General features: G+C 71.7%; 25 protein-coding genes, 4 tRNA genes and 2 riboswitches. Of the genes, 26 read left to right on the top strand and 3 right to left on the bottom strand.

What is annotated here, in order from left to right; translation table 11 throughout:
* Positions 1-31: 31 nt before the first annotated feature.
* A riboswitch (SAM riboswitch) is annotated at positions 32-149 on the bottom strand.
* A 306-nt stretch (positions 150-455) separates the two neighbouring features.
* The 8 genes from KVA01_RS04115 (at position 456) to KVA01_RS04080 (ending at position 11,119) form a co-directional block, all read left to right on the top strand.
* Entirely contained in the window at positions 456-866 is a 411-nt protein-coding gene (locus KVA01_RS04115; RefSeq protein WP_068469352.1) for a hypothetical protein, read from the top strand.
* A gap of 82 nt (positions 867-948) precedes the next feature.
* Entirely contained in the window at positions 949-4,500 is a 3,552-nt protein-coding gene (locus KVA01_RS04110) for a DNA polymerase III subunit alpha (protein ID WP_141269039.1), read from the top strand.
* A 5-nt stretch (positions 4,501-4,505) separates the two neighbouring features.
* A complete protein-coding gene (locus KVA01_RS04105) occupies positions 4,506-5,576 on the top strand; it encodes an App1 family protein phosphatidate phosphatase (protein ID WP_068469348.1) in 1,071 nt (356 codons plus the stop codon).
* 82 nt (positions 5,577-5,658) lie between these two features.
* A complete protein-coding gene (locus KVA01_RS04100) occupies positions 5,659-6,513 on the top strand; it encodes an NmrA family NAD(P)-binding protein (protein WP_141269037.1) in 855 nt (284 codons plus the stop codon).
* 339 nt (positions 6,514-6,852) lie between these two features.
* Positions 6,853-7,089, top strand: a complete 237-nt coding sequence (nrdH, locus tag KVA01_RS04095; protein WP_068469344.1) for a glutaredoxin-like protein NrdH — start codon at positions 6,853-6,855, stop codon at positions 7,087-7,089.
* Positions 7,090-7,224: 135 nt separating this feature from the next.
* Positions 7,225-7,719, top strand: coding sequence for a class Ib ribonucleoside-diphosphate reductase assembly flavoprotein NrdI (gene nrdI / locus KVA01_RS04090; protein WP_068469342.1), 495 nt, complete (start codon positions 7,225-7,227; stop codon positions 7,717-7,719).
* Complete coding sequence (nrdE, locus tag KVA01_RS04085) at positions 7,716-9,875, top strand: class 1b ribonucleoside-diphosphate reductase subunit alpha (RefSeq protein WP_068469341.1); 2,160 nt, start codon at positions 7,716-7,718, stop codon at positions 9,873-9,875. Before nrdI ends, nrdE begins: the two co-directional genes overlap by 4 nt.
* A gap of 260 nt (positions 9,876-10,135) precedes the next feature.
* Entirely contained in the window at positions 10,136-11,119 is a 984-nt protein-coding gene (locus tag KVA01_RS04080) for an ornithine cyclodeaminase family protein (RefSeq protein WP_141269035.1), read from the top strand.
* Positions 11,120-11,234: 115 nt separating this feature from the next.
* Here KVA01_RS04080 and KVA01_RS04075 read toward each other — a convergent pair.
* From KVA01_RS04075 to KVA01_RS04065, 3 genes are all read right to left on the bottom strand, one after another.
* Positions 11,235-11,309 (bottom strand) — tRNA-Val (locus KVA01_RS04075).
* 29 nt (positions 11,310-11,338) lie between these two features.
* Positions 11,339-11,409, bottom strand: a tRNA-Cys gene (locus KVA01_RS04070).
* Between the two features lie 57 nt (positions 11,410-11,466).
* Positions 11,467-11,539, bottom strand: a tRNA-Gly gene (locus tag KVA01_RS04065).
* A gap of 282 nt (positions 11,540-11,821) precedes the next feature.
* Here KVA01_RS04065 and KVA01_RS04060 point away from each other — a divergent pair.
* The 18 genes from KVA01_RS04060 to KVA01_RS03975 all read left to right on the top strand — a co-directional run bounded on the left by KVA01_RS04060 (position 11,822) and on the right by KVA01_RS03975 (position 26,828).
* Positions 11,822-11,893 (top strand) — tRNA-Val (locus tag KVA01_RS04060).
* Positions 11,894-11,995: 102 nt separating this feature from the next.
* Complete coding sequence (locus KVA01_RS04055; RefSeq protein ID WP_141269033.1) at positions 11,996-12,916, top strand: cytochrome; 921 nt, start codon at positions 11,996-11,998, stop codon at positions 12,914-12,916.
* A gap of 46 nt (positions 12,917-12,962) precedes the next feature.
* Entirely contained in the window at positions 12,963-13,667 is a 705-nt protein-coding gene (def, locus tag KVA01_RS04050) for a peptide deformylase (protein ID WP_141269031.1), read from the top strand.
* A 29-nt stretch (positions 13,668-13,696) separates the two neighbouring features.
* Positions 13,697-14,620 carry a methionyl-tRNA formyltransferase gene (locus KVA01_RS04045; protein WP_068469357.1) on the top strand — a complete coding sequence of 308 codons (924 nt, stop codon included), beginning with the start codon at positions 13,697-13,699 and terminating at the stop codon, positions 14,618-14,620.
* Positions 14,617-16,188 carry an RsmB/NOP family class I SAM-dependent RNA methyltransferase gene (locus tag KVA01_RS04040; RefSeq protein ID WP_068469335.1) on the top strand — a complete coding sequence of 524 codons (1,572 nt, stop codon included), beginning with the start codon at positions 14,617-14,619 and terminating at the stop codon, positions 16,186-16,188. Before KVA01_RS04045 ends, KVA01_RS04040 begins: the two co-directional genes overlap by 4 nt.
* 162 nt (positions 16,189-16,350) lie before the next feature.
* Complete coding sequence (gene rpe / locus KVA01_RS04035) at positions 16,351-17,016, top strand: ribulose-phosphate 3-epimerase (protein ID WP_068469333.1); 666 nt, start codon at positions 16,351-16,353, stop codon at positions 17,014-17,016.
* A 73-nt stretch (positions 17,017-17,089) separates the two neighbouring features.
* A riboswitch (FMN riboswitch) is annotated at positions 17,090-17,265 on the top strand.
* 145 nt (positions 17,266-17,410) lie between these two features.
* On the top strand, positions 17,411-18,118 hold the full coding sequence (pnuC, locus tag KVA01_RS04030; protein WP_068469331.1) for a nicotinamide riboside transporter PnuC: 708 nt from the start codon (positions 17,411-17,413) through the stop codon (positions 18,116-18,118).
* Positions 18,115-19,269, top strand: coding sequence for a bifunctional diaminohydroxyphosphoribosylaminopyrimidine deaminase/5-amino-6-(5-phosphoribosylamino)uracil reductase RibD (gene ribD / locus KVA01_RS04025; RefSeq protein WP_233438748.1), 1,155 nt, complete (start codon positions 18,115-18,117; stop codon positions 19,267-19,269). Before pnuC ends, ribD begins: the two co-directional genes overlap by 4 nt.
* Before the next feature lie 26 nt (positions 19,270-19,295).
* On the top strand, positions 19,296-20,594 hold the full coding sequence (gene ribB, locus KVA01_RS04020) for a 3,4-dihydroxy-2-butanone-4-phosphate synthase (RefSeq protein WP_068469329.1): 1,299 nt from the start codon (positions 19,296-19,298) through the stop codon (positions 20,592-20,594).
* Positions 20,591-21,238, top strand: coding sequence for a GTP cyclohydrolase II (gene ribA, locus KVA01_RS04015; RefSeq protein WP_068469327.1), 648 nt, complete (start codon positions 20,591-20,593; stop codon positions 21,236-21,238). The genes ribB and ribA overlap by 4 nt, the downstream gene beginning before the upstream one ends.
* Complete coding sequence (gene ribH, locus KVA01_RS04010; RefSeq protein ID WP_068469325.1) at positions 21,235-21,714, top strand: 6,7-dimethyl-8-ribityllumazine synthase; 480 nt, start codon at positions 21,235-21,237, stop codon at positions 21,712-21,714. The genes ribA and ribH overlap by 4 nt, the downstream gene beginning before the upstream one ends.
* 120 nt (positions 21,715-21,834) lie before the next feature.
* On the top strand, positions 21,835-22,098 hold the full coding sequence (locus tag KVA01_RS04005; protein WP_068469324.1) for a phosphoribosyl-ATP diphosphatase: 264 nt from the start codon (positions 21,835-21,837) through the stop codon (positions 22,096-22,098).
* Positions 22,099-22,167: 69 nt separating this feature from the next.
* Positions 22,168-23,013, top strand: a complete 846-nt coding sequence (gene hisG, locus KVA01_RS04000; protein ID WP_141269029.1) for an ATP phosphoribosyltransferase — start codon at positions 22,168-22,170, stop codon at positions 23,011-23,013.
* A gap of 65 nt (positions 23,014-23,078) precedes the next feature.
* Positions 23,079-23,846: an imidazole glycerol phosphate synthase subunit HisF gene (gene hisF, locus KVA01_RS03995; protein WP_068467222.1), complete on the top strand. Its 768-nt coding sequence runs from the start codon at positions 23,079-23,081 to the stop codon at positions 23,844-23,846.
* A complete protein-coding gene (hisI, locus tag KVA01_RS03990; RefSeq protein ID WP_068467221.1) occupies positions 23,843-24,214 on the top strand; it encodes a phosphoribosyl-AMP cyclohydrolase in 372 nt (123 codons plus the stop codon). The genes hisF and hisI overlap by 4 nt, the downstream gene beginning before the upstream one ends.
* Positions 24,215-25,774 (top strand): anthranilate synthase component I, encoded by a 1,560-nt coding sequence (locus tag KVA01_RS03985; RefSeq protein WP_068467219.1) that lies wholly within the window; start codon positions 24,215-24,217, stop codon positions 25,772-25,774.
* 35 nt (positions 25,775-25,809) lie between these two features.
* Positions 25,810-26,451, top strand: coding sequence for a Trp biosynthesis-associated membrane protein (locus KVA01_RS03980; RefSeq protein WP_068467217.1), 642 nt, complete (start codon positions 25,810-25,812; stop codon positions 26,449-26,451).
* A gap of 131 nt (positions 26,452-26,582) precedes the next feature.
* Positions 26,583-26,828, top strand: coding sequence for an HGxxPAAW family protein (locus KVA01_RS03975; protein WP_068467215.1), 246 nt, complete (start codon positions 26,583-26,585; stop codon positions 26,826-26,828).
* Positions 26,829-26,881: the final 53 nt, after the last annotated feature.

The following is a 26,881-nucleotide window of genomic DNA, read 5'->3' as shown; positions in this document are numbered from 1 at the left end:
GAGCGGGGCGTCACGAAGCATAGGTGAGCGGACGCCGTCCTTGCCCGCGCCGGTGTGGCCACGGGCCGAATCATCACCTGGGGCACCCCACGACAGCGTCAGAGGGTTGCCGTCCGGCCAGCCAGGGCTTCGCACCGGAACTCGTGATTCTTGTGCGATCACACAACCACACCCGCCGCGCACCGGACAAGCCGGGGCCCGGCGCGCATGACGTCGTGTGGCGGGACCGGTGGGATGGCGGAGCCGGTGAGGGGCGCTCCCGTTCGTCCACGAGCGCCACGCCGGAGTCCGCGCCGCCCACGGGACCGCCCCGGCTCCGCCGCAACCACCATCCCCGCCGCGACCACCACCCTCGGCGGGGCCCGTCCCGACGCCGTCGCTTATGCGTGTCGGACGGCCTTGGCACCGTTCAGGAATCGAATAAAGTTTCGAACACCTGGGGAGGGTGAACCACCATGACGGTTCTGGAGAGCACGGAGATCGGAGTCCACGAGGACCCCTGGGACTCGGTCCCGGTGATCGGCGCAGGGGTCAGTGCGGCGCTCGCCGAGGGTGCGCGGGAGATTGTTCCGGAGGATCTCGGTGGGCAGGTGGTCGTGCGCTGCGACGAGACCGGGGCCCCGCGGGAAGTGCTCCACCGGGGGCATGCGCACCGCGTGGTCGAGCAGCCCGTGCGCTGGTACGACCGCCGGAACTGGTGGGATCTCGTGGACCGGGTGCCCCGCGAGTCCCGCACGAGCCTCGTGGACCACGAGCTGTGGCAGGTGCAGGCGGTGCAGCGCGGGGCGGTGCTCCCCGCCACGTTCCGGCTGCTGCGGGACCAGTCCACCGGGTGGTGGCGGCTGCTGTCGGTGACCCGTGGCTGAGCGGTGCCCGCGGTGTGTCGGGGTGCCCCTGCGGGGGTGGCTCGGGGTTGACAGTTGTTAGAATAAAGATTCGAATAGGGCCATGTCGTTCCCCCACCTCCACGTGGCCTCCGCCTTCAGCGCGCACTACGGGGTGGCGCGTCCCGCGGAGCTGGCGGACACCGCCCGGGACCACGGCGCGGAGGTCCTGGCGTGCACGGACCGGGACGGTCTCTACGGCGCGGTCAAGCACGTGCTGGCCTGCCGGGACCGGGGGATCGCCCCCGTGCTGGGGGTGGACCTCGCCCTCCTCGGCCCCGCCACCGCCGGTGCGGGTCCCCGCTCCGGGGCCTCCGGGGCGGCGTCGGGCGCGGTTCCCCGGACAGCGAGCGGGGGAGGACGACTCCGCCCGCGCCCGCCCCGGGTCGTCGGCCGGGTGGTGGTGCTGGCCACCGGCCACAACGCCGGGGCCGGCTACGCCGCCCTGTGCCGGCTGGTCTCCGCCGCCCACCGCGCCCACGACCGCCACGCGGCCCACCCCATCGGTCTCACCGCCGCCCAGCTGGCCCGCCACGTCCACCGGGCCGCCGCCCACGGCCAGCCCGGACTCGTGGTGCTCGTGGGTCCGGACTCGGACGTCGGACGGCTGCTGGTGGGCCACCACTACGGCAGAGCACGCGCCGCCATGGACCGGTGGCGCCGCACCCTGCCCCCGGACACCCTCGTGGTCGAGACCGTGACCCACCTCTCTCCCCAGGGGGCACCGCTGAGCACCGGCCACGCCGTGCGGATGCTCCAGACCGGGCACCAGGCCCGGGTGCCCGTGGTGCTGAGCAACGCCGTGCGCTACGCCCACCCCGGGCAGGCCGTCACGGCGGACGTCCTGGACGCCGCCCGCACCCTGATATCCCTGGACGAACTGGCCGGCGCGGACCGCGGAGTGCTGCAGCCCAACGGACAGGGCTGGCTCAAGGACGAGCGCGAGATGACAGGCCTCGCCCACGAGATCGCCCACGCCGCGGACCACGGGGATGCCGGACGCGACCGGCTGCTCGCGGACACCCACCGCCTCGCCCAGCGCTGCGCCCTGGACGTCGCACAGGACCTCGGAATCGGCCACCCGGTCATCCCCGAGGCCTCCGTGCTCGGCCTCACCGGGGACCCGGACCGCGAACTCGCCCGCCGCTGCTACGCCGGACTCGCCCGCCTGCACGGCCACGAGGACTGGGACCGCACCGTCCCCGGCCTCAACCGGGAGTCCCTGCGCTCGCGGCTGGAGCGCGAGCTGGACGTGATCTCCGCCCTGGGGTTCGCGGGCTACTTCCTCACCGTGGGGGAGGTCTCGGAGCTGATGGGGCAGATGGGGGTGCGCCACGCCGCCCGGGGCTCGGGCGTCTCCTCCCTGGTGGTGCACCTGCTGGGGATCTCCCCGGCGGACCCGCTCGAGTACGACCTCGTCTTCGAGCGCTTCCTCTCCCCGCTGCGCCCCAACCTCCCGGACATCGACATCGACATCGAGAGCGCCCGCCGCCACGCCGTCTACCGGCGGATCTTCGAACGCTTCGGACCCCGGCGCGTCACCCTCATGAGCATGCAAAACGCCTACCGCTCCCGCGGGGCCGTGCGGGACGCCGGGCTGGCCCTGGGGATCGGCGCGCAGGACGTGGACAACGTCGCCGGCCAGCTGTGGCGCGTGCCGGGAGCCACCCTGCGCGAGGAGCTCACCCGCCGCCCCGAGCTCGCCCCACTCGCCGAACGGCTGCGCAGCAACCGCCAGCTGGACCTGCTCGTGGACCTCACCGAACGCCTCGACCGGCTACCCCGGCACATCTCCATGCACCCCTGCGGCGTGATCCTCTCCGACACCACCCTCCTGGACCGCACCCCGGTGCAGACCAGCGGGATCGGGCTGCCCATGTCCCAATACGACAAGCACGACATGGACCCCATGGGACTCATCAAGCTCGACGTCCTGGGCGTGCGCATGCAGTCCACCCTGGCCCACGCCGTCGCCGAGACCGCCCGGCTGCACCCCCACGAACCACCCCCGGACCTCGACACCATGCCCCGGGACGACCCCGACACCTACCGGCTGATCAGCTCCACCCACACCCTCGGCTGCTTCCAGATCGAGTCACCGGGGCAGCGGGAGCTGATCGGCACTATGGGGCCGCAGGAGTTCAACGACCTCGTCGTGGACATCTCCCTCTTCCGCCCCGGCCCCATGCAGGCCAACATGGTCCGCCCCTACCTCGAGGCCCGCCACGGCTGGTCCACCCCGGCACCCCTGCACCCGGACCTGCGCGAGATCCTCGCCGAGACCCACGGCGTGGCCGTCTACCACGAACAGATCATGCGCATCATGGACCGCATGACCGGCTGCGGACTCGGCCGTGCGGACGTCTGGCGCCGGCTGCTCGGCTCACCGGGGGAAGCCCCCGTGGAGACCGCCTTCCGCGACGGCGCCCGCGGCCGCGGCTACACCTCCCGCGCCATCGACACCGTGTGGGACACCCTCCACGCCTTCGGCAGCTTCGGTTTCTGCAAGGCCCACGCCGTGGCCTTTGCCGTCCCCACCTACCAGTCCGCGTGGCTGAAGACCCACCACCCGGAGGCCTTCATGGCCGGGGTCTGGGAGCACGACCCCGGCATGTACCCCGCCCGGCTGCTCGTGGGCGAGGCCCGCCGCATGGGCATCCCCGTGCTCGGCCCGGACGTCAACCGCAGCGGCGGGCACCACCGCGTGGAGTCCGTGACCCCCAGGCCCGGCACCGTGACCCCCGGAGACCTCGACCACGGCATCCCCCACACCCAGGACGGCGCCTGGGGCATCCGCATGTCCCTGCACGCCATCACCGGCATCAGCACCGCGGAGACCGAACGCCTCCTCGCCGGCCAGCCCTACACCGACCTCGCGGACCTGCGCACCCGCGCCCGCCCCTCACGCCGCAGCCTGCAGCGCCTCGCCTCCGCCGGCGCCCTCGACGGTCTGCTGCGCGCCGCCGGCACCCGTGCCTCCCACGCGGACATGGTCCACTTCCTCCGCGAGCAGGCGGACCGCCCCGCCTCCGGGGCCGGCCGCTCGTCCCGCTCCCAGCCGGGGGAGGGGCAGCTGAGCCTGCCCCTGGGGGACGTGGACCTGTTGGCCCTGCCCGCACGGCTGCCCGAGCCCAGCACCGGGGAACGCGTCCGGGCGGAGATGGACACCATGGACGTGGAGGTCAGCGCCCACCTCATGGACTCCCACGCGGAGCTCATGCGCCGCTACGGGGCCACCCGTGCCGAGGACCTGCTGGGACTGCGCAACGGCACCGAGGTGCTGGTCGCCGGGGTGCGCGTCTCCACCATGACACCGCCCATGCGCAGCGGCAGACGCGTGGTCTTCATCTCCCTCGACGACGGCTCCGGAGCAGTGGACTGCACGTTCTTCGACGAGGCCCAGGCCGAGTCCGGCGACGTGCTCTTCGCCCCCACCCTGCTGCTCGTCCACGGCCACACCCGCCGCACCGGCCCGCGGGGCATCGGCATCCAGGCGGCCCGCGCCTGGGACCTCTCCCGCCCGCAGACCCTCCCGGACCCCGCCACCCTGCTCGGCTCCCGACCCGCACCCGGTCGACCACCGCGGCGTCGGGAGCCCCGGGCTGTGGGAGACTGAGGATCATGGCGAAAGACAGTGGCGGAGGGGACCTGCTGCCGACCGTGGACCAGGTGGCCGAAGAGGCCATCAACATCGGCTACCGCTTCGACCAGAAGCTGCAGCGGTGGCGGCAGGCCCGGGCGGTCCAGCGCGGGGACATCCCCACCATGCTCGCCTTCGACGGCTACGGCAGCCCCCGCTACGTCCGCGCCCTGGGCCGCGTGCTGCTCAAGACGCGCTCGCTGAGCCGGGACACCGACGACGCCGCCGAGTCGATCCGCGGTTGGCGCTCCTTCTCGTCCGTGCCCTACGCGTTCGCCCACGTGAACATCTGGCTGGGGGACCATGAGTTCCACCTGGTGGCGGACAAGGGTGGCGTGATCGACGTCGACCTCAACGTCTCCATGGCCCCGGGCGTGCACTCCATCTACATGCAGGCCGAGGGCTCGGAGGTCACGGAGGCCAAGGTCACCGTGGTCTCGGACCAGCAGTACCTGGGTGTCGTGTGCGACGTGGACGACACCGTGATGGTCACCGCGCTGCCCCGCCCGATGCTCGCGGCCTGGAACTCCTTCGTGGCCAACGAGCACGCCCGCATCCCCACCCCGGGGATGTCCACCATGATGGACCGGCTGCGGCGCAAGCACCCGAACGCGCCGTTCCTCTACCTCTCCACGGGGGCGTGGAACGTGGCGCCCACGCTGCGCCGCTTCCTGACCCGCAACGCGTACCCCGCCGGGGCGCTGCTGCTGACGGACTGGGGTCCCACCACAGAACGCTGGTTCCGCTCGGGGGCGCAGCACAAGGTGCAGAACCTGCGCCGGCTCGCGCTGAACTTCCCGCACGTGAAGTGGATCCTGATCGGGGACGACGGCCAGCACGACCCGCAGATCTACGCGGGCTTCGCCGAGCGCTACCCGGACTCGGTGGCGGCCATCGTGATCCGCAACCTCTCGCCCACGGAGGCGGTCCTGGCCTCGGGCGCGCGCCCCTCGGACGGGCACCGCGTGATCTCGCCGGAGGGTGTGCTGTGGATCGAGGCCAACGACGGTGCCTCCATCTCGGACCAGCTCCAGGCCACCGGACTGCTCTGACCCCTGCTCCTCCCGCTGCGGGCCGAACCCCGGCCGGCACCGGAGGGGCGACCCCACCCCCCCCACGAACGGAGAACACCTCATGACCAGCACCATCGGCATCACCGGCGTCACCGGACACATCGGAGGGGCCGTCTCGCGGGCCCTCGAGGAGAAGGGCGTCGCCCACCGCCTGCTGGGGCGCAACCCCCAGCGCTTCGACGAGCGCGTCGCCGCCTCGGCCGGGCTGCTGGACTCCGCGCCGCTGGACTTCGCGGACCCGGAGCAGACGGCCGAGTCCATGACGGGCCTGGACACCGTGTTCCTGGTCTCCGCCGCGGAGACCGCGGAGCGTGAGGCCCAGCAGCTCGCCATGGTGGAGGCACTCACGAAGGCCGGTGTGAAGCGCGTGGTCTACACGTCCTTCGCCTCGCCCTCCCCGAAGGCCACCTTCACGTTCGCCCGCACCCACTACGCCACGGAGCAGGCGATCGAGCGCGCCGGGCTGGAGCACACCTTCCTGCGGGACAACTTCTACCTGGACGTCCTGCCGCTGTTCGCGGGGGAGGACCGTGTGCTGCGCGGGCCCGCCGGGGACGGGCACGTGTCCGCGGTGGCCCGCGCGGACGTCGCCGACGCCGCCGTGGCCGTCCTGCTGGATCCGCAGACCCACTCCCGTGGTGCCTACACCCTTACTGGCCCCGAGTCGCTCACCATGACCGAGGTCGCGGAGATCCTCACGCGTGTCACGGGACAGACCTACCGCTACGAGGCCGAGACGATCGACGCCGCGCACGAGTCCCGGGCGGTCCTGGACCCCGAGCCGTGGGAGATGGAGGCGTGGGTCTCCACCTACACGGCCATCGCGTCCGGGGAGCTCGCGGAGGTCACGGACGACGTCCGCGAGCTCACGGGCCACGCGCCGCTGTCCCTGGAGGACGTCCTGCGCCGGCACTGAGCCGTGCCGCCCGCGCGGTGCGACACGGGCCCGGCGGGGGTCTGACACGCGGTGGAAAAAGATTTTTCGTGACGTCGGGAACTCTGCTTATCCACACCGGGTCCTGAAAAACCGCGTGATGCCGGGCGGCCCGCACGGGGCGTCCTGTGGACAACCCCGGGAAAACGTGTGGCGGCCTGTGGACGGAGCGACCACATCATCTAGGGCTATGTCCCTGCGCGCGACACTAGATGTAGTATTGACCCAGATGTTCAACCACCTGGCGCACCATCCGGACCTCACGCTGAAAAGCCCCGGAAGCGCCGGAGATCCGGGACTTCCCGCAAGGAGAGATGGGCTATGTCAGTCACCGTGTATTCCAAGCCGTCGTGCGTCCAGTGCAACGCCACCTACCGCGCCCTCACCAAGAAGGGCATCGACTACACCGTCGTGGACGTCACCGAGGACACCACCGCGTACGAGCACGTGGTGGGCCTGGGCTACCAGCAGGTGCCGGTCGTCGAGGCCGGTGGCGAGCACTGGTCCGGCTTCCGCCCGGACAAGATCAACACCCTGGCGCTGCTGCGCACCGCATGACAACCGTTCCGTGACGTCCTCGGGCGTCACGGAACCCGCGGCCCGCACCCGGTGGTCGTCGGCACGCGAGAGCGTCCCGGCGGCCACCGGTACTCGCCACCCACCGTTTCTCCCCCAGAATCGAAGTGAATCGGCATGAGTGCCCTGGCCTCCGTCCTCGCCCAGGCGAGGGAACGGGAACACCGCAACACCCCCGTCGTCGTGGGGGAGGACGCACCCCTGGTGGTGTACTTCTCCTCCGTCACGCGCAACACGGACCGGTTCATCGCCAAGCTCCCCGTGCGATCCGTCCGGTTGCCCCTGAAGACCACCGAGCCCGCACCGCAGATCACCGAACCGTACGTGCTCGCGGTCCCCAGCTACGGCCGCCCCGGGGGAGCCGGGTCGGTCCCACCGCAAGTCGTCAAATTTCTCAACGACCCCGTGTCCCGCGCGCACCTCAAGGGCGTGCTCGGAGCCGGCAACACCAACTTCGGTCCCCTGTACTGCGTGGCGGCGGAGAAGGTCGCCGCCAAGTGCGAGGTCCCGCTGCTCTACAAGTTCGAGCTGATGGGCACGGACGAGGACGTCGAGAAAGTCACCCAAGGATTGGAAGAGTTTTGGCAAGCATCCATGCAACCCCGGGCGTGAGCATCGAGCCCGGCCACGAGGACCCCACCTGCTCCGAGAAGTACCGCGGGCTGGGCTACCACGAGCTCAACGCCCTGCTGAACCTCTACGACGCGGACGGCAAGATCCAGTTCGAGGCGGACCGGCAGGCGGCGCGCCAGTACTTCCTGCAGCACGTGAACAAGAACACGGTGTTCTTCCACGACCTCGAGGAGAAGCTGCAGTACCTGGTGGACCACCAGTACTACGAGGCCGAGGTCCTGGAGAAGTACAGCGTCGAGTTCATCAAGAAGCTCTCCAAGCAGGCGTACGGCTACAAGTTCCGCTTCCAGACCTTCCTGGGCGCGTTCAAGTTCTACACGTCCTACACGCTGAAGACCTTCGACGGCCAGCGCTACCTGGAGCGCTTTGAGGACCGCGTGGTCATGGTCTCCCTGTACCTTGCGGACGGGGACGAGGCCCTGGCGGAGCGTCTGGTGGGGGAGATCATCTCCGGGCGCTTCCAGCCGGCCACGCCCACGTTCCTCAACGCGGGCAAGAAGCAGCGCGGCGAGCTGGTCTCGTGCTTCCTGGTGCGCTTCGAGGACAACATGGAGTCCATCGGGCGCAACATCAACTCGGCGCTGCAGCTGTCCAAGCGCGGCGGCGGTGTCGCGTTCGCGCTGACGAACCTGCGCGAGTCCGGTGCGCCCATCAAGATGATCGAGAACCAGTCCTCGGGCGTCATCCCCGTGATGAAGCTGCTGGAGGACTCCTTCTCCTACGCGAACCAGCTGGGCGCGCGTCAGGGCGCCGGCGCCGTGTACCTGCACGCGCACCACCCGGACATCCTCAACTTCCTGGACACCAAGCGCGAGAACGCGGACGAGAAGATCCGCATCAAGACCCTCTCGCTCGGCGTCGTCATCCCGGACATCACGTTCGAGCTGGCCAAGAAGAACCAGGACATGTACCTGTTCTCGCCGTACGACGTGGAGCGGATCTACGGGATGCCCTTCTCGGACGTGAACGTGAGCGAGAAGTACCACGAGATGGTGGACGACTCCCGGATCTCGAAGACCAAGATCAACGCCCGCGAGTTCTTCCAGACCGTGGCGGAGGTGCAGTTCGAGTCCGGCTACCCGTACATCATGTTCGAGGACACCGTGAACCGGGCGAACCCCATCGACGGCAAGATCATCATGTCCAACCTGTGCTCCGAGATCCTGCAGGTCTCCGAGCCCTCCACGTACAACGAGGACCTGACCTACGCGGAGGTGGGCAAGGACATCTCGTGCAACCTGGGGTCCATGAACATCGCCATGGCCATGGAGTCCCCGGACTTCGGGGCGAGCATCGAGACCGCGATCCGTGGTCTGACCGCGGTCTCGGACATGTCGAACATCGACTCCGTCCCCTCGATCCGCCGCGGCAACCAGATGTCCCACGCCGTGGGCCTGGGGCAGATGAACCTGCACGGGTACCTGGCCAAGGAGCACGTCTACTACGGCTCCGAGGAGGGCGTGGACTTCACGAACATGTACTTCTACGCCGTGACCTACCACGCTATCCGGGCCTCGAACCTGATCGCGAAGGAGCGCGGGGAGTCCTTCGTGGGCTTCGAGAAGTCGGACTACGCGAACGGCACGTACTTCGACAAGTACATCGACGGCACGTGGGAGCCCGCCACGGCCCGCGTCCGCGAGCTGTTCGCCGAGGCCGGCGTCCAGCTGCCCACCCCGGAGGACTGGCGCGAGCTGCGCGAGAAGGTCATGGCGGACGGGATGTACAACCAGAACCTGCAGGCGGTCCCGCCCACCGGATCCATCTCGTACATCAACAACTCCACGTCCTCGATCCACCCGATCGCCTCGCGCATCGAGATCCGCAAGGAGGGCAAGCTGGGCCGCGTGTACTACCCGGCACCCTTCATGGACAACGAGAACCTGGAGTACTTCCAGGACGCGTATGAGATCGGCTACGAGAAGATCATCGACACGTACGCCGCGGCCACGCAGCACGTGGACCAGGGCCTGTCCCTGACGCTGTTCTTCAAGGACACCGCCACCACGCGCGACATCAACCGCGCGCAGATCTACGCGTGGCGCAAGGGCATCAAGACCATGTACTACTCGCGCATCCGCCAGCTGGCGCTCGAGGGCACCGAGGTCGAGGGCTGCGTCTCCTGCATGCTCTGACGCCCACCCCGCCACGGGCGAGCGACGGCCGCTGAGAGGTGGCCGTCCAAGCGTGGCGCGGCCACCGCTGAGGGGTGGCGCGGCGTCGTCGCCGTGATCCGGTTTCCGGGACGACGACGCCGCCCGCGCCCTCCGCGCGCTGCCCGCGTTCCCGTGGCCCCCGTTCTTGCTGCCCCGTCCTGCTCCGGCACGGCGGGGCAGCTGTCATCAGACAGGCGCGACGAGTGCGCGCCACCACCCCCAACCCGAGGAGCAACCGCATGGTGAGCACGAACGACCGCCGCACGGCCGAGGGCACCGAGCCCGAGCCCCAGCAGCCCAGGCACTACAGCGAGGAGCAAATTCTCGAGTCGGTGAGCCCACGCCGCGCCCGGAAGCTGCTGGAGGCCACGCTCGCGGGCGGCTTTCGCCCCGAGGAGGATCCGGCCCGTGACAACGTGGCCGCCGGCGAGGGGCACATGCTGCTCATGCCGTCCGTGCTGGGGGAGTGGAGCGGGATCAAGGTCGCCACGGTCTCCCCCGGCAACCCGCAGCGGGGTCTGCCGCGCATCCAGGCCACCTACCTGCTGATGGACACCGCCACGCTGAGCGTCCGCGCGTTCCTGGAGGGCAACTCCCTCACCACGCTGCGCACGCCGGCCATCTCGGCGGTCGCCGCGGACCACCTCGCGCCACGGGACGCGCGCACTCTCGTGGTCTTCGGGACGGGGCCGCAGGCGCTGGCGCACATCGAGGCGTTTGCGGTCGTGCGCGACTTCACCGAGGTGGTCGTGTGCGGGCGCTCCCCGGAGAAGGTCGAGGTCGCGGTCGAGCACGCTCGGGGGCTCGGGCTCGCGGCCCGTGCCGGGGATGCGCAGGACGTGCGCTCCGCGGACGTGGTGGTGTGCGCAACGTCCGCCTCGGAGCCGCTGTTCGACGGCGCCCTGGTCCCGGACTCGGCGTGCGTCGTCGCCATGGGCTCCCACGAGCCGGGCGCCCGCGAGCTCGACGCCGCCCTCATGGGCCGCGCGCAAGTGGTCGTCGAGGACGCCGCGACCGCGCTGCGGGAGGCAGGCGACGTGGTGCTGGCCATCGAGGACGGCACACTGTGCGAGGAGTCGCTGGTCCCGCTCGCGGACATCGTCACCGGTGCCGTGGCGCCGGCCACGGACCGTCCCCGGGTGTTCAAGTGCGTGGGCATGAGCTGGGAGGACCTGGCCGTTGCGGTGGGCATCGTGGAGGGTTCCGAGAACGACGACGTGTGAGGGGTTCTCCCGGGCGGCCGCTCCTCACGCGTGACGGCGTGGAGAGTGTGCCGCCGCGGGAGCCATGAGGGGAGGGCACAGAAAAAACCCCGGAACACGTGTTCCGGGGTTTCGGTGGTGCGCGATACTGGGATCGAACCAGTGACCTCTTCCGTGTCAGGGAAGCGCGCTACCGCTGCGCCAATCGCGCTCAATCTCTTGAACGAGGTGGTTGCACCGAGGTGGAGACGGGATTCGAACCCGCGTAGACGGCTTTGCAGGCCGCTGCCTAACCACTCGGCCACCCCACCGGGGACCAGATCCTTGGAGGACAAGGTCTCAGGTCTCGACCAGGGTCGAAAACTGCGAGCGGACGACGGGAGTCGAACCCGCGACCCTCACCATGGCAAGGTGATGCTCTACCAGCTGAGCTACGTCCGCATTGTTGGTTGATCGAGGCCCTGTTTCTGCAGTGCTCCGATCTTCCGAGCGGAAACTTTATCACAGGTTCTCGCGCTGTCCTCTGCGTTGCCCTTCCGTGTTCCGGAAGGCTTCGCGTCGGGGCGTTTCCAACGAGCAGAAACATTACCCACCGGACCGGGTGCGGGCAAATCGGCGCTACCGGCATCTCAGCCAGACGCCGGTCATCCGCCCCGGAACGCGCGCCGGCAACCGCAATTTGCTCATCCCGGTGGAGGTGCTCTAGAGTTTTCAACGTTGCAAGCGCGATTGGCGCAGCGGTAGCGCGCTTCGTTCACACCGAAGAGGTCACTGGTTCGATCCCAGTATCGCGCACGACACGAAGGAACCCGGTCCCGGGAGGGGTCGGGTTCCTTCGCATTCCAGGGTTCTGTGGCGCCGTTGTCCGTGTCTGAGTCCGTTCCTACGCTGAGCCCCATGACGCAACCCCGCTTGGCCCGCCAGACCGCCACCGGCCGCATGTACGCGCGCCAGGAGGGTGGGGACCTGCAGGTCCCGTCCATCACCACCATCATCGGCTGCGAGGCCAACGACCTCGGCGGCTGGTACGGCTACAGCGCCGCGCAGGCCCTCGCCTCGGATCCCCAGCTACCGGACGCGCTGCGGGACTCGCGGCGTCGTCGTGCCCTGGTGAACCACGCGGCCAAGGCCGCCGAGCGGCACCGGGACCAGGCCGCCCAGCGCGGGGACCGCGTCCACGACTACTGCGAGCAGCTCGCGCTGCGGGCCATGGGCCGCGAGCACCGGGTGGAGGCCGCGCGCGAAGACCTCGCGGAGCACCACGAGACGCGCTTCGCGGACAGCGCGGACCAGTGGTGGGAGCTCTACCGCCCCGAGCCCCTGGCCGCGGAGATCACGGTCTGGAACGCCACGGTGGGCTACGCCGGGACACTTGACCTGGTGGCGCGCATCGGCGGCAAGGTCTGCCTGATCGACTACAAGACCCGCGGCACGGACCGCTCGGGGCGGGTGAAACCCCCGGACCCCAAGGTGGTCACCCAGCTCGTGGCCGGCCTCAAGGCGGAGGAGTCCCTGGTGGACGCCGCCACCGGGCAGTGGGAACCGTGGCGCTACGGGGATGCCGAGGTGCTGATGGCCGTGGCCATCGGCGAGACGGAGGCGCTGACCGTGCAGGCCGTGCCGGACCACCTGCCGCTGCACTGGTTTAAGTTCTGCGCCCTGGCCAAGGTGTGGGCGCGCTCGGCGGATCTCGAGACCGCCGGCGTGCAGCTGCGCAGCATCGCCCCACCCCCGCTCGAGGGCAACCCCACGGGCCGCGGCGGCGGGGTCCCGGAGTCGGCCACGGCCCGGACGGTCGCGGGTCCCGCCGTAGACTGAGCACCACGAACCCCCACCCCGACACCAGCTAGGAGAGCACCGCCCGGTGAGTATTCTGCGCATCCGCACGATCGGGGATCCCGTGCTGCGGACCCCCGCCCAGGAGGTCACGCAGTTCGACGAGTCCCTGGAGACGTTGATCCGTGACATGTTCGAGACCATGTACGCCGTGGGCGGTGTCGGTCTCGCCGCGCCACAGGTGGGCGTCGGACTGCAGATCTTCACGTGGGGCATCCAGGGGGACGAGGGCTACGCGATCAACCCGCACCTGGAGCTCGGCGACGACCCCCAGGAGGGTGGCGAGGGCTGCCTCTCCGTGCCCGGCCTCTCCTACGAGACCCCGCGCCGCGAGCGCGCCGTGCTCACGGCCCTGGACGTGCACGGCGAACCGGTGAGCCGCGAGGCCACGGGTCTGCTGGCCCGCTGCTTCCAGCACGAGACGGACCACCTGCGCGGCATGCTCTACGTGGACCGCCTCGTCGGGGAGCAGCGCAAGGACGCCATGCGGCAGCTGCGTCAGGCCTCGTTCGGGGAGACGGCCGCCCGGATCACGCGGGAGCGGGAGGAGCAGCGCCTTGGCGGCGCTGCGCACAGCACCGGCGACGACGCCGCCCGGGACGGTTCCGGGGCGCAGCCGCCTCGCCGCACCGGCGCGGCCTTCGGCGCTCCTGCAGGCATCCAGGCCGACGGTTTGTCCCGGGGGTCGGTTGCCGCTTTTGGTTCCTCGTTCGGACGAGGGGGTGCGCGATGACCGAGGTCACGAGCGCTGCCGCCGAGCCGCTGAAGGTTCTCTACGCGGGAACTCCCGAGACCGCCGTGGCGCCCCTGGAAGCACTGCACGCGGATCCCAGGATCCACGTCGTGGCGGTGCTGACGCGTGAACCCGCCCCCGTGGGACGCAAGAAGGTCCTCACGTCCTCGGCCGTGGGCCGGCGAGCCGAGGAACTCGGTCTGCCCGTGCTGACCGCGAACCGGGTGACGGAGGAGCTGCTGGACGACCTGCGGGCGACCGGGGCCCAGATCGCCGCGGTCGTGGCCTACGGTGCACTGCTCCCGGCGCCGGCCCTCGCGGTTTTCGAGCACGGCTGGATCAACCTGCACTTCTCCCTGCTCCCGCGCTGGCGCGGGGCCGCCCCGGTCCAGCGCGCCCTGATGGCGGGGGAGCGGACCGTCGGAGCCACGACCTTCGTCCTGGACGAGGGCATGGACACGGGTCCCGTGGTCGCCACGCTCACGGACGAGGTCCGCGAGGACGACACCGCGGGTTCGGTGCTGGCCAGGCTCGCGGTCGAGGGGTCACCGCTGCTCGTGGACTCGCTGCTGGGCGTGGCCTCCGGGCGGCTGCAACCCGTGCCGCAGAGCGGTGAGCCGAGCGCGGCGCACAAGCTCGTCGGGGCGGACGGCCGGGTGCGCTGGGAGGACACGGCGCACGCCGTCGTGGACCGCGTGCGCGGTGTCACCCCGGAACCGGGTGCCTGGACGGAGTACGAGGGGCAGCGCGTCAAGCTCGAGCGCGTGGCCCCCGCACCGGACGCCACCGGACTCGCGCCGGGCGGCGTCGAGATCCGGGGGAAGCACGTGTACGTGGGAACGGGCGGGGGCGCGGTGGAACTCACACGCGTGCAGCCCGCCGGCAAGAAACCGATGGCCGCGCTGGACTGGGCGCGGGGACAGCAGAACAGGGAACAGGTGGTCTTCGTATGAGCCCGGACGGACACGAGCGCGGATCCCGCCCCTCCGGCGGCCGCGACGACAGGGCGCGCAGTGACGGATCGCATCACAACAGGCGTCGCAACGCGCGCGGGCACGAGCGCAACCGCCGCTCCCAGCAGGAGAGGACCTTCTCGGCGCAGGCGCCGGGGCAGCGGCGTCGTCGCTCGGACCCGGCGCGGCTGACGGCCTTCCAGGCACTGCGCGCGGTGAACTCCGAGGACGCCTACGGCAACCTGGTGCTGCCGCGGCTCGTGCGGGAGAACCGGTTGGACAAGCGCGACGCCGCGTTCGCCACGGAGCTCGCGTACGGCACCATGCGCTGGAGCGGCACGTGGGACGCCGTGCTCGCCACGTGCGTGGACCGTCCCCTCGACGAGCTCGACCCCGCCGTGCTGGACGCCCTGCGCCTGGGCACCCACCAGCTGCTGGCCATGCGCGTGCCGGACCACGCCGCCCTGGACGCCACCGTGGGTCTGGTGCGCGGCGAGATCGGCCAGGGTCCCGCGGGACTCGTCAACGCCGTGCTGCGCAAGGTCGCCCGGGCCACGCAGGAGCAGTGGCTGGACGAGCTCGCCGCCGAGCAGCCGGACGAGCTGCGCCGCATGGGCCTGCGCCACGCCCACCCCGTGTGGGAGATCCGCGCCATGCGCCGGGCGCTGCGCGCCAACGGCCGCGACGCCTCCGAGATCGAGGCCCTGCTGGAGGCGGACAACGAGCCGCCGCGCGTCCACCTCGTGGCGCTGCCCGGCATCGGTTCGCTCGAAGCCGCCCTCGAGGACGGGGCCACCCCCGGCGACCTCGTCCCGGACAGCGCCGTCAGCCCGGGCGGGGACGTCCACCGGATCCCCGGTACCCGCGAGGGCGTCGTGCGCGTGCAGGACGCCGGGTCGCAGCTCGTGGCCCGCGTGCTCGCCCAAGCCCCCGTGGCGGAGGACAGGGGCGCGTGGGCGGACTTCTGCGCCGGGCCGGGCGGGAAGGCCGCCCTGCTGGCCGCTCTCGCCCACGAACAGGGCGCGCAGCTGCTCGCCAACGAGGTCAGCGAGCACCGCAGCGAGCTGGTGCGCCACGCGCTCGCCCCGGTGCCCGAGGAGGCCTGGCGCGTGAGCACGGCGGACGCCCGGGACCTCGCCCGGACGGAGACGGCTCGCTTCGACCGCGTGCTCGTGGACGTGCCGTGCACGGGGCTCGGTGCCCTGCGGCGTCGTCCCGAGGCGCGGTGGCGGCGCACGCCGTCGGACGTGGGGAACCTCGCGCCGGTGCAGCGGGAGCTGCTCGACGCCGCCCTGGACGCCACGCGCGCCGGGGGAGTGGTCCTCTACGCCACGTGCTCGCCGCACACCGCCGAGACGCACGACATCCTCCACGACGTCCTGGACGCGCGGAAGGACGTCGAGGTCCTGGACACCGCGGACCTCGCCCGTCAGGCCGCCCTGCCCGGTGCCCTCGAGGGTGAGCGCGCAGCGGGCCACGAGGTGGCCGGCGGCACGAGCGTCCAGCTGTGGCCGCACGTGCACGGCACGGACGCGATGTTCATGGTCGCCCTGCGCAAGCTCGGCTGAGCAGCACTCCCCGGGGAGCCGCCTGCGGGACCGCCCCCGCGAGTGACTCCCTGGGCAGGACACCGTCCGTCACGACGCCGTCCGCGGCATCGCCACCCCACCAGCCCACCCGCACCAGCCACCCCGGCCGCACCGCCGGCCACCGCAACCCAGGAGCACCCCATGTCCCGCTGCGACATCCACCCGTCCATCCTCTCCGCGGACTTCTCGCGTCTCGCGCAGGAGCTCGAGCGCATCTGCGGCGCGGACGCCGCGCACGTGGACGTGATGGACAACCACTTCGTGCCGAACCTGACGCTGGGCCTGCCCGTGGTCGAGAGTCTCCAGGCCGTCTCGCCGATCCCCCTGGACCTACACCTGATGATCGAGGACCCGGACCGCTGGGCGCCGGCCTACGCGGAGGCCGGGTGCGCGTCCGTGACGTTCCACGCGGAGGCCGCCGCCGCCCCCATCAAGCTCGCCCGTGAGCTGCGCGCCGCCGGGGCCAAGGCCGGCCTGGCCGTGCGCCCGGCCACGCCCATCGAGCCGTACCTGGACCTGCTGCCCGAGCTGGACATGCTGCTCGTGATGACCGTGGAACCCGGCTTCGGCGGCCAGAAGTTCCTGGACGTCACCCTGCCCAAGCTGCGCCGCGCCGCGCAGGCGGTGAAGGCGCACGGCGGCACGGTGGCGCTGCAGGTGGACGGCGGCATCACCGAGGAGACCATCGTGCGCGCGGCGGAGGCGGGCGCGGACACGTTCGTCGCCGGCTCGGCCGTCTACGGGAAGGACGACCCGGGGGCCGCCATCGCCGCGCTGCGCGAGACCGCGCGGGCCCACATGGCCTGAGCGGTCGCGGAGGTCACCGGCGGTAACCGGCGTCACGTCCACCCCCGTGTGCCGTGGCATACTGTGGGGCAGCAACGTGTTCCGGGGTCGGTGGAATTCCGAACCGGCGGTGACAGTCCGCGAACCGCGAGCACCGTGCGCCACGATCGCAGCACCCCGTGGGGGGAGCCGCAGGGCAGCGCACGGGACCGCGGCCGAACCGGTGGAATTCCGGTGCCGACAGTACAGTCTGGATGGTAGGCACACGTGCGCGTCGCAGGAGCCTGCGGTGCCCGCCCGTTCACCGGGTGGTCACGGCACCGTGCCCTGTGACGCCGTCCGCCGCGCGGCCGCTGAGGTCGGCGTGCGTCCTCCTCCCCGGAACCACTGGTCGTGGCGGGTGAGAGGAGACTCCATGGATGTTCTGCGGTGGTTGTTCGACGCACAGATCCGCGTGGGTGACGGGTTCATCCTGTGGCGCGAGGTGCTCGGCAACGTGTTCGGTCTGCTCTCCGCGCTGGGCGGCATGCGGCGCAAGGTGTGGGCGTGGCCGGTGGGCATCATCGGCAACGCGATCCTCCTCACGGTCTTCCTGGGCGCGGTCTTCGACACCCCCAATCCCGTGAACCTGCTGGGCCAGGCCGGGCGGCAGGTCATGTTCATCGCGGTGTCGGTCTACGGCTGGGTGCAGTGGCGCCGTTCGCGGGGCCAGGAGCAGGAGGCGGTCTCGCCGCGCTGGGCGACCGGGCGGCAGCGGCTGTTCATGGTGATCGCGCTGGTGGCCGGCACGGCCGTGCTGACCCCGGTCTTCCGCATGCTGGGCTCCTACGAGCCGGTCTGGGCGGACGCGTGGATCTTCATGGGCTCGCTGCTCGCGACCCTCGGCATGGCCAAGGGCTGGGTCGAGTTCTGGCTCTTCTGGGTGGCCGTTGACCTCGTGGGTGTGCCGCTGCTCTTCTCCGCGGGCTACTACGCCTCGGGCCTGATGTACGTCTTCTACGGCGGCTTCACGCTCGCCGGGTTCTTCGTGTGGTGGCGCGTGAACACGCGGCAGCGCAAGAGTGCGACGATCGGCACCGGCTTCCCGGACCTGCACCTCTCGGTGGGGGACCAGGACCGGTGACCACGGCCGACGACGCCGCAGCGCCCGGTTCCCGGGGCCCCTTCACCGCCGCCGAGGAGACCGCCATGCGCGCCGCCCTGGACGCGGCGCGACTCGGGGTGCGCGGCGCCAATCCCGTGGTGGGTGCCGCGCTCCTCGGGGCGGACGGAACGCTCCTGCACGTGGGACACCACCGCGGCGCGGGGACGGAGCACGCGGAGGTGGACGCGCTGCGCCAGGCCCACGAGGCCGGGACGCCGCTGCACGGCACCACGATGGTCGTGACCCTGGAGCCCTGCCGTCACACCGGACGCACCGGGCCGTGCGCGGAGGCCATTCTCGCCGCGGGCATCCCGCGTGTGGTCTACGCCGTCGCGGACGGCACGGAGACCGCCGGGGGTGGCGGTGCCTTCCTCGCCGAGCACGGAGTCTCGGTGGCCCACGGACTGCTGGAACGCGAGGCGCGCGAACTCAACGACCGCTGGTTCCTGGCGCAGCGGCGTCGTCGGCCGTTCGTGAGCCTGAAGATCGCGCAGAGCCTCGACGGCAGGGTGGCCGCCGCGGACGGCACGAGCCAGTGGATCACCGGCGCGCCCGCCCGTGCGGAGGGCCACGCCCTGCGCACGCGCGTGGACGCGATCCTCATGGGCGGGGGCACGCTGCGGCTCGACGATCCCGCGCTGACGGCGCGCGCCGAGGACGGGACGCCGCTCGCCCGGCAGCCGTTTCGCGCGGTGATGTCCACGCGCCCCGTTCCCGACGACGCCCGCGTGCGCCGCGGTGTGGCCCCGGACGCCCCGGATGACGGCCTGTTCGTGCACCTGCCCACCCACGACCCGCACGAGGCGCTGGCTGAGCTGCGTTCCCGAGGCGTGGGCCACGTGCTCGTGGAGGGCGGGCCCACCGTGAGCGCGGCATTCCTGGCGGAGGACCTCGTGGACGAGCTGTGGCTGTACCAGGCCCCGGTCCTGCTGGGCGAGGGCGCCGCCGCCGTGGCCCCGCTGGGGATCGGTACGCTCGCGGACGCCCGGCGCTGGCGCAGCGATCCCGTGGGACTCCCGGGGGGCGTTCCGGCCGTGGGGAGCGTGGGGGAGGACTGCCGCTGGCACCTCGCGCCCGCTGCGCCCCCGGTGATCGAGCCGCCCGCGGTCCCCGACCACCACCTCATCTGACCCGACCCCGTTCCCGAGGAGAACCAGTGTTCACAGGAATAGTCGAAGCCCAGGCCACCGTCGAGCGCGTCGAGCGGCTCGCCGAGGACGCCGCCCGTCTGCACGTGCGCGCGGGCGCGCTCGTCGAGGACCTCCCCGAGGGCGGTTCGCTCGCGGTCAACGGCGTGTGTCTCACGGCCGTTCCCGCCCCGGGTGCCCTCTCCGCCGACTTCACCGCGGACGTGATGGGCGAGACCCTGCGCCTGACCACGCTGGGCGAGCTGCACGACGGCGAGCAGGTCAACGTGGAGCGCTGCACGGCCGCGGGCCAGCGCCTGGACGGCCACGTGGTGCAGGGCCACGTGGACGGCGTGGGCACGGTGCTCTCCCGCGTGGCGCACACCGGGTGGGAGACCGTGCGCGTGGGTCTGCCTAGCACCCTGGCGCCCTACGTCGCGGTCAAGGGCTCGGTGGCCGTGGACGGCGTCTCCCTCACGGTCACCGCGGTGTCGGGACCGCAGGAGCCGGAGGCGTGGTTCGAGGTGGGACTGATCCCGGAGACGCTGCGGGCGACGACGCTCGGCACCCGGCCACCCGGCGCGCACGTCAACCTGGAGGTGGACGTGATGGCCAAGTACGCGCAACGGCTCGCGTCCTTCGCAGCACCTGCGGGGACCGCGGAGCGGGGCGTGGTGCTCGATCCCGTCGAAGACGCCGTGGCGGCCATCGCCTCGGGTGCGGCGGTGGTGGTCGTGGACGATGAGGACCGCGAGAACGAGGGGGACCTGGTCTTCGCGGCCCAGCACGCCACGCAGCCGCTCATGGGCTTCACCATCCGGCACAGCTCCGGCGTGGTGTGCGTGCCCATGCCGGACGACGTCGCGGACCGGCTCGGCCTGCCCCCGATGACCGCCCACAACGAGGATGCCAAGGGCACCGCGTACACGGTCACGTGCGACGCGCGCGTGGGCGTCACCACCGGCATCAGCGCGCGGGACCGTGCCCTGACCGCGCGCCTGCTCGCCCTGCCCACCACGTCCGCCGCGGACCTCACCCGCCCCGGGCACGTGCTGCCGCTGCGCGCCGTGGCAGGCGGTGTCCGCCAGCGCGCGGGACACACCGAGGCCGCCGTGGAGCTCACCCGCCTGGCCGGCTGCACCCCGGTCGGGGCGATCGCGGAGGTCGTCGACGACGGCGGCCAGCCGTTGCGCGCCCCCGCCCTGCGCCGCTTCGCGGACGAGCACGGACTGGTCATGGTCAGCATCGCGGACCTGGTCGAGCACCTGGACGCCGCGGACAACCGCACACCCGCCGAGGCCCGCCCGGAGGATGGGATGTCAGCATGAGCCGAGCGGAACAGGAGGCGCTCGTGCACAGCGACCCCGTGGTCGTGCCCACGGAGTTCGGGACCTTCGACACGGTCGGCTGGCGGGTCCCCGTGCCCTCGGGCGCACCGGGGGCCGAGCACCTCTCGCTCTCCGCGAGCCCGCCGCCGGAGGAGGCCCACCTGCCGCCGCTCGTGCGGCTGCACTCCGAGTGCCTCACGGGCGACGTCCTGGGCTCGTGGCGCTGCGACTGCGGTCCGCAGCTGCACCTGGCCATGGAGCGGATCGCCCGCCACGGCGGCACGGTGCTCTACCTGCGCAACCACGAGGGCAGGGGCATCGGGCTGATCAACAAGCTGCGGGCCTACAAGCTGCAGGACGCCGGCGCGGACACCGTGGACGCCAACACGATGCTCGGGCTGCCCGCGGAGGCCCGCGACTACACCGCCGCCGCGCGGATCCTCACGGCCATGGGGCTCACGCGGATCCGGCTGCTGAGCAACAACCCGGACAAGGTCGCCAAGCTGGAGGCCCTCGGGATCACCGTCACGCAGATGGTGCCCCACGAGGTCCACGCGCGCGACGAGAACGTGAACTACCTGCGCACCAAGCGCGACCGCATGCACCACCACCTGACCCACCTCACACCAGGAGAGACACCATGAGCGGACACGGAGCCCCCACCATCCAGGCCTCGGACCTCGACGCCTCCCAGCTGCGCGTGGCCGTCGTGGCCGCGAGCTGGCACACCACCATCATGGACGGGCTCGTGGCCGGGGCGCGCCGCGCCCTGCAGGAGTCCCGCGTGGGATCCGTCGTGGAGGTGCGCGTGCCCGGCAGCTTCGAGCTGCCCGTGGCGGCGAGGCGGCTCGCGGACTCGGTGGACGCCGTCGTCGCCCTCGGAGTGGTGGTGCGCGGCGGCACCCCGCACTTCGACTACGTCTGCAGCGCGGCCACCACGGGGCTCACGGAGGTCTCCGTGGCCACCGGCACCCCGGTGGGCTTCGGCGTGCTCACGTGCGATACCGAGCAGCAGGGCCTGGATCGCGCCGGGCTGGAGGGATCGAGCGAGGACAAGGGCTACGAGGCGGTCCACGCCGCGGTGAGCACCGCCCTGACCCTGCGGGCGCTCGAGATCTGAGCGGGCGGCGGGCGCGGGCCCGCGCGGAGGGCGACGACGACGTCGGGTGGTCCCGCGGCGTCGTCGGCCCGGGACACCGGGCGGTTCGAGGGCGGCGCGCACACGCATTACCCTAGAACGGTGAAAACCTTCGAAGACCTCTTCACCGAACTCAGCGACAAGGCCGCGCGGCGCCCCGAGGGCTCCAAGACCGTCACGGAGCTGGACTCCGGGGTGCACGGGATCGGCAAGAAGGTCGTGGAGGAGGCCGCCGAGGTGTGGATGGCGTGCGAGTACGAGACGGACGCCGAGGCAGCGGAGGAGATCTCCCAGCTGCTCTACCACCTGCAGGTCATGATGATCGCCAAGGGCATGAGCCTCGAGGACGTCTACAAGCACCTCTGATCCCGCGCGCCGCCCGCCCGGATCTTCCCCGCCCACGCCCCACCGCCCGCCACCGCGGAAAGGAACACCATGCTGCGAGTCGCCGTGCCCAACAAGGGTGCGCTGTCGGAAGCCGCCATCACCATGCTCACCGAGGCCGGCTACCGGCAGCGGCGCAGCAGCCGGGAGCTCGTGCTCGTGGACAACGAGAACCACGTGGAGTTCTTCTACCTGCGGCCCCGTGACATCGCGATCTACGTGGGCGGCGGCACCCTGGACCTGGGCATCACCGGTCGGGACCTGCTGCTGGACTCCGGGGCGCAGGCCCACGAGGAGCTGGGCCTGGACTTCGCCCGCTCGACCTTCCGCCTGGCGGGGCCCCGCGGCCAGTTCCAGGACCTCCGGGAGCTCGAGGGCAAGCGGATCGCCACGAGCTATCAGCTGCTGCTCGAGCGTCACCTGCGGAGCCAGGGCGTGAACGCGGAGGTCGTGCGCCTGGACGGTGCGGTGGAGTCCTCGATCCGGCTGGGCGTCGCGGACGCGATCGCAGACGTCGTGGAGACCGGCAACACCCTGCGCGCCGCCGGGCTGGAGATCTTCGACGAGCCGATCATGCACTCCGAGGCCCTGCTGATCCGCCGCGGGGACGAGCCCGAGCCGGAGGGGCTGCAGGTGCTGCGACGCCGTCTGCAGGGCGTGCTCGTGGCCCGGCAGTACGTGATGATGGACTACGACATCAGCGAGGAGCTGCTGCCTGCCGCCATGGAGATCACCCCCGGCATGCAGGGCCCCACGATCTCCCCGCTCGGCCGCGACGGCGCCGTGGCGGTGCGCGCGATGGTCCTCAAGGGCGACACCAACAACGTGATGGACGCGCTCTACGAGGTCGGGGCCAGGGCCATCCTGGTCTCGCCCATCCAGGCCGCGCGGATCTGACCCGCGCCGAGCGGCCCGGGGACGGGCCGCCAAGAAACTTTCGCAACAGTGAGGACGGTGACGTGATGGGTGTGGCCGTACGGGTCATCCCGTGCCTGGACGTGGACGCCGGGCGTGTGGTCAAGGGCGTGAACTTCGAGAACCTGCGCGACGCCGGGGATCCCGTGGAGCTGGCCGCGCGGTACAACCTGGCCCGCGCGGACGAGCTCACGTTCCTGGACGTCACCGCGTCCTCGGCTGAACGGGACACGATGTTCGACGTCGTGGGCCGGGCCGCCGAGCAGGTCTTCATCCCGCTGACCGTGGGTGGCGGCGTGCGCACGCCGCAGGACGTGGACCGGCTGCTGCGCTGCGGCGCGGACAAGGCGTCCATCAACACCGCGGCGGTCACCCGCCCGGAGGTCATCGACGAGATCACCGACCGTTTCGGCAACCAGGTCCTGGTGCTCTCCCTCGACGCGCGCCGCACGGGCAACACGGCGTCGGGCTACGAGGTCACGACCCACGGCGGCCGCACGCTCACCGGCATGGACGCCCTCGAGTGGGCACACGAGGCCGAGGAGCGCGGGGTGGGGGAGATCCTGCTCAACTCCATGGACGCGGACGGCACCCGCGAGGGTTTCGACCTGGAGATGATCTCCGCCGTGCGAGAGCGCGTGCGCGTGCCGCTGATCGCGTCCGGCGGAGCGGGTGCCCCCGAGCACTTCCCGCCGGCGGTGGCCGCCGGGGCCGACGCCGTCCTGGCCGCCTCGATCTTCCACTTCGGTCCGCACGAGGCCATTGCGCAGGTCAAGGACGCCCTGCACGCCGCCGGGTACGAGGTGCGGCGATGAGTGCGGCGCGCAACGAGGACACCCTGGACCCGGCCGTCGCCGAGCGGCTCAAGCGCGACCCCGCCGGACTCGTGGCGGCCGTGGTGCAGCAGTACGACACCCTGGAGGTGCTGATGCTGGGCTGGATGGACGACGAGGCCCTGCGCCGCACCCTGACCGAGGGCCGGGTGACCTTCTGGTCCCGATCCCGCCAGGAGTACTGGCGCAAGGGGGACACCTCCGGCCACGTCCAGGCGGTGCACTCGGTGCACCTGGACTGCGATGGCGACGCCCTGCTCGTGCGGGTGGACCAGACCGGCGCGGCGTGCCACACGGGCTCGCGCACATGTTTCGACGAGCGGGACCTCCACGCGGAAAAGGCGGTTTGAATGCGGGAACTCGGCACCATCACACCCACCCTCGAGGAGTTCCGGGAGGTCGCGCGCACGCGCCGCGTGATTCCCGTGCGCACCACCGTGCTCGCGGACGCCCTGACGCCCGTGGGCCTGTACCGGTGTCTCGTCACGCGTGACGGGGACCCGGCCCCCGGGACGTTCCTGCTGGAGTCCGCGGCCGAGGGCGGGGTGTGGTCCCGCTACTCCTTCGTGGGCGCCGGCTCCCTGGCCACGCTGACCGCGCGCGACGGCGAGGCGCACTGGCTCGGGGAGGCGCCCTCCGGTGCACCCACGAGCGGTGACCCCCTCGATGCCCTGCGCGCCACCATGGAGCTGCTGCACACCGACCCCTTCGAGGGCGTGCCCCCGCTCACGAGCGGCATGGTCGGCTTCGTGGGCTGGGAGGCCGTGCGGCGCTGGGAGAAGCTGCCGCACCCGCCGCAGGACGACCTGCACGTCCCGGAGCTCGCGATGAACCTCGTCGCGGACATGGCGGTGCACGACAGCAAGGACGGCACCGTCACGCTCGTGGGCAATGCGGTGAACCTCAACGACACGGACGAGGGCCTGGACGCCGCCTACCACGACGCCGTACGCCGCGTGCGCTCCATGGTGGAGCGGCTGGCCACCCCGCTCGGACACACCACGGTCTCCGTGTCGGAGCGTGAGGACCTCGCCTCCGGGGACGTGGAGTCCCTCGTGCGCCAGTCGTGGGACCGCGAGCTGTTCATGTCCGCGATCGACCGCGGCAAGCAGGCGATCGTGGACGGCGACATCTTCCAGGTGGTCGTCTCCCGCCGCTTCGAGGCCGAGTGCCGCGCCAGCTCCCTGGACGTCTACCGCACCCTGCGGCGGATCAACCCGAGCCCGTACATGTACCTGTACTCGTTCGAGGACGCGGACGGCCGGCCCTACTCGATCGTCGGCTCCTCGCCCGAGGCGCTCGTGACGGTCACCGGCAAGCAGGCCGTGACGCACCCGATCGCGGGCTCTCGGCCCCGCGGCGCCACCGTGGACGAGGACCTCGCCCTGGGCCAGGAGCTGCTTGCCGACGACAAGGAGCGCGCGGAGCACCTGATGCTGGTGGACCTCGCGCGCAACGACCTCTCGCGGATCGCCGAGCCGGGCAGCGTGGACGTCAGCGAGTTCATGGAGATCGAGCGCTTCAGCCACATCATGCACCTGTGCTCCACCGTGGTGGCCCGGATGCGCGAGGACGTGAGCGCGTACGACGTGCTCGCCGCGACCTTCCCGGCGGGCACCCTCTCCGGCGCCCCGAAGCCCCGGGCGCTGCAGCTGCTCGACGAGTACGAACCGCTGCGCCGGGCCGTCTACGGCGGCGTCGTGGGCTACATGGACTTCGCGGGAAACATGGACATGGCCATCGCGATCCGCACCGCGCTCCTGCTCGGGGGTACGGCGTACGTCCAGGCGGGCGGCGGTATCGTGGCGGACTCGGACCCCGAGGCCGAGGCCCTGGAGTCCCTGAACAAGGCGACCGCACCCCTGCGCGCGGCCCTGATTGCCGAGTCGCTGCGCTCCCTGCAGCGCTGACACCCCCGACACCGCGTCCCTCGAGGAGCCCCCATTTGCTGCGCCGTACCGCCCCCGCCGTCCTGGTCACGCTGCTGTGCGCCCTGGCCCTGTTCGGCACCACCACGCTGACGTGGATCCACGCGGGGGTCACCACGTCCCTGCAACCGGTCACCGTGGACGTCACCGGCTCGGATGCCGCTCCGGCCGTCACGGCCCTGGGGCTGGTGGCGGCCGTCGCCGCCGTGGCCTCGGTGCTCGGTGGCCGGTGGCTACGCAGCGTCGTCGGCGTCGTTGTCGCCCTGGCGGGCGTGGGCGCGGTGGTCGCGGTGCTCGCCGTGACCTCCGACCCCCGTGCGGCGGCGCAGCCCACCGTGGGCACGCGCACCGGCGTGATCAGCGAGGGCGGGGACTACGCCCTGACCGGCTGGCCGTGGGGCGCGGTGGCCGCCGGCGTGCTGCTCGGGCTGTGCGGTGTGTGGCTCGTACTGGTCGCCCAGCGCGCCCGGCGGCGCGTCTCGCAGCGCTACGACCGCGCCGCCGTCACGGGTACGGGCGGTGCCGGGGCCGACGCCGCGGCGTCGGGAACCACGACGTCGCCCGCGACCGCGGGGGAGGCCCAGGCCCTGGACCACGCGGACGACATCGACACGTGGGACGCCCTCACGCGTGGCGAGGACCCCACCCGCGAGGACTGACACGCCACGACTGCCCGGTCTGCTCCCCGGGCACGTGGCACAATGGACCCAGAGATTTCGTCCCGCGCCCCGGCGCGGGCACAGCACACCACGGGCCGAGCGGCCCGACCGGCACGGGAGAGTGGACACGCATGTCGAACACCGATCAGATCATCCTGGACCACACCGCCGCGGTGGGCCACGGCAACACCGTGGCCGCCTGGGCCTGCGTGGCCGTGATGACCGTGGGCGTCCTCGTAGGCTGCACCGGCTTCGTGATGGCCTCGACCCCGGTCACGGTGGTCGGCATCGGCCTGATCGTCCTCGGCGTGATCGTGGGCGGCGTGCTCAAGGCCATGGGCTATGGCAAGGGCGGTTCCAAGACCGCCTCCCACTGATCACCCGCCCGGGGATCGGCACGGAGAACCACCGACGATGACCAGTTCCGCAG

The organism is Kocuria varians, assembly GCF_006539885.1.
GTDB lineage: Bacteria > Actinomycetota > Actinomycetes > Actinomycetales > Micrococcaceae > Kocuria > Kocuria varians.
Note: the sequence above shows the minus strand (reverse complement) of the source record. Positions and strands in the feature narration are given on the sequence as shown.

Coding starts and splice junctions, on each gene's coding strand:
- KVA01_RS04115 (WP_068469352.1), top strand. CDS start 456: ATGACGGTTCTGGAGAGCACGGAGATCGGAGTCCACGAGGACCCCTGG.
- KVA01_RS04110 (WP_141269039.1), top strand. CDS start 949: ATGTCGTTCCCCCACCTCCACGTGGCCTCCGCCTTCAGCGCGCACTAC.
- KVA01_RS04105 (WP_068469348.1), top strand. CDS start 4,506: ATGGCGAAAGACAGTGGCGGAGGGGACCTGCTGCCGACCGTGGACCAG.
- KVA01_RS04100 (WP_141269037.1), top strand. CDS start 5,659: ATGACCAGCACCATCGGCATCACCGGCGTCACCGGACACATCGGAGGG.
- nrdH (WP_068469344.1), top strand. CDS start 6,853: ATGTCAGTCACCGTGTATTCCAAGCCGTCGTGCGTCCAGTGCAACGCC.
- nrdI (WP_068469342.1), top strand. CDS start 7,225: ATGAGTGCCCTGGCCTCCGTCCTCGCCCAGGCGAGGGAACGGGAACAC.
- KVA01_RS04080 (WP_141269035.1), top strand. CDS start 10,136: ATGGTGAGCACGAACGACCGCCGCACGGCCGAGGGCACCGAGCCCGAG.
- KVA01_RS04055 (WP_141269033.1), top strand. CDS start 11,996: ATGACGCAACCCCGCTTGGCCCGCCAGACCGCCACCGGCCGCATGTAC.
- KVA01_RS04040 (WP_068469335.1), top strand. CDS start 14,617: ATGAGCCCGGACGGACACGAGCGCGGATCCCGCCCCTCCGGCGGCCGC.
- rpe (WP_068469333.1), top strand. CDS start 16,351: ATGTCCCGCTGCGACATCCACCCGTCCATCCTCTCCGCGGACTTCTCG.
- pnuC (WP_068469331.1), top strand. CDS start 17,411: ATGGATGTTCTGCGGTGGTTGTTCGACGCACAGATCCGCGTGGGTGAC.
- ribA (WP_068469327.1), top strand. CDS start 20,591: ATGAGCCGAGCGGAACAGGAGGCGCTCGTGCACAGCGACCCCGTGGTC.
- ribH (WP_068469325.1), top strand. CDS start 21,235: ATGAGCGGACACGGAGCCCCCACCATCCAGGCCTCGGACCTCGACGCC.
- hisG (WP_141269029.1), top strand. CDS start 22,168: ATGCTGCGAGTCGCCGTGCCCAACAAGGGTGCGCTGTCGGAAGCCGCC.
- hisF (WP_068467222.1), top strand. CDS start 23,079: ATGGGTGTGGCCGTACGGGTCATCCCGTGCCTGGACGTGGACGCCGGG.
- hisI (WP_068467221.1), top strand. CDS start 23,843: ATGAGTGCGGCGCGCAACGAGGACACCCTGGACCCGGCCGTCGCCGAG.
- KVA01_RS03985 (WP_068467219.1), top strand. CDS start 24,215: ATGCGGGAACTCGGCACCATCACACCCACCCTCGAGGAGTTCCGGGAG.
- KVA01_RS03975 (WP_068467215.1), top strand. CDS start 26,583: ATGTCGAACACCGATCAGATCATCCTGGACCACACCGCCGCGGTGGGC.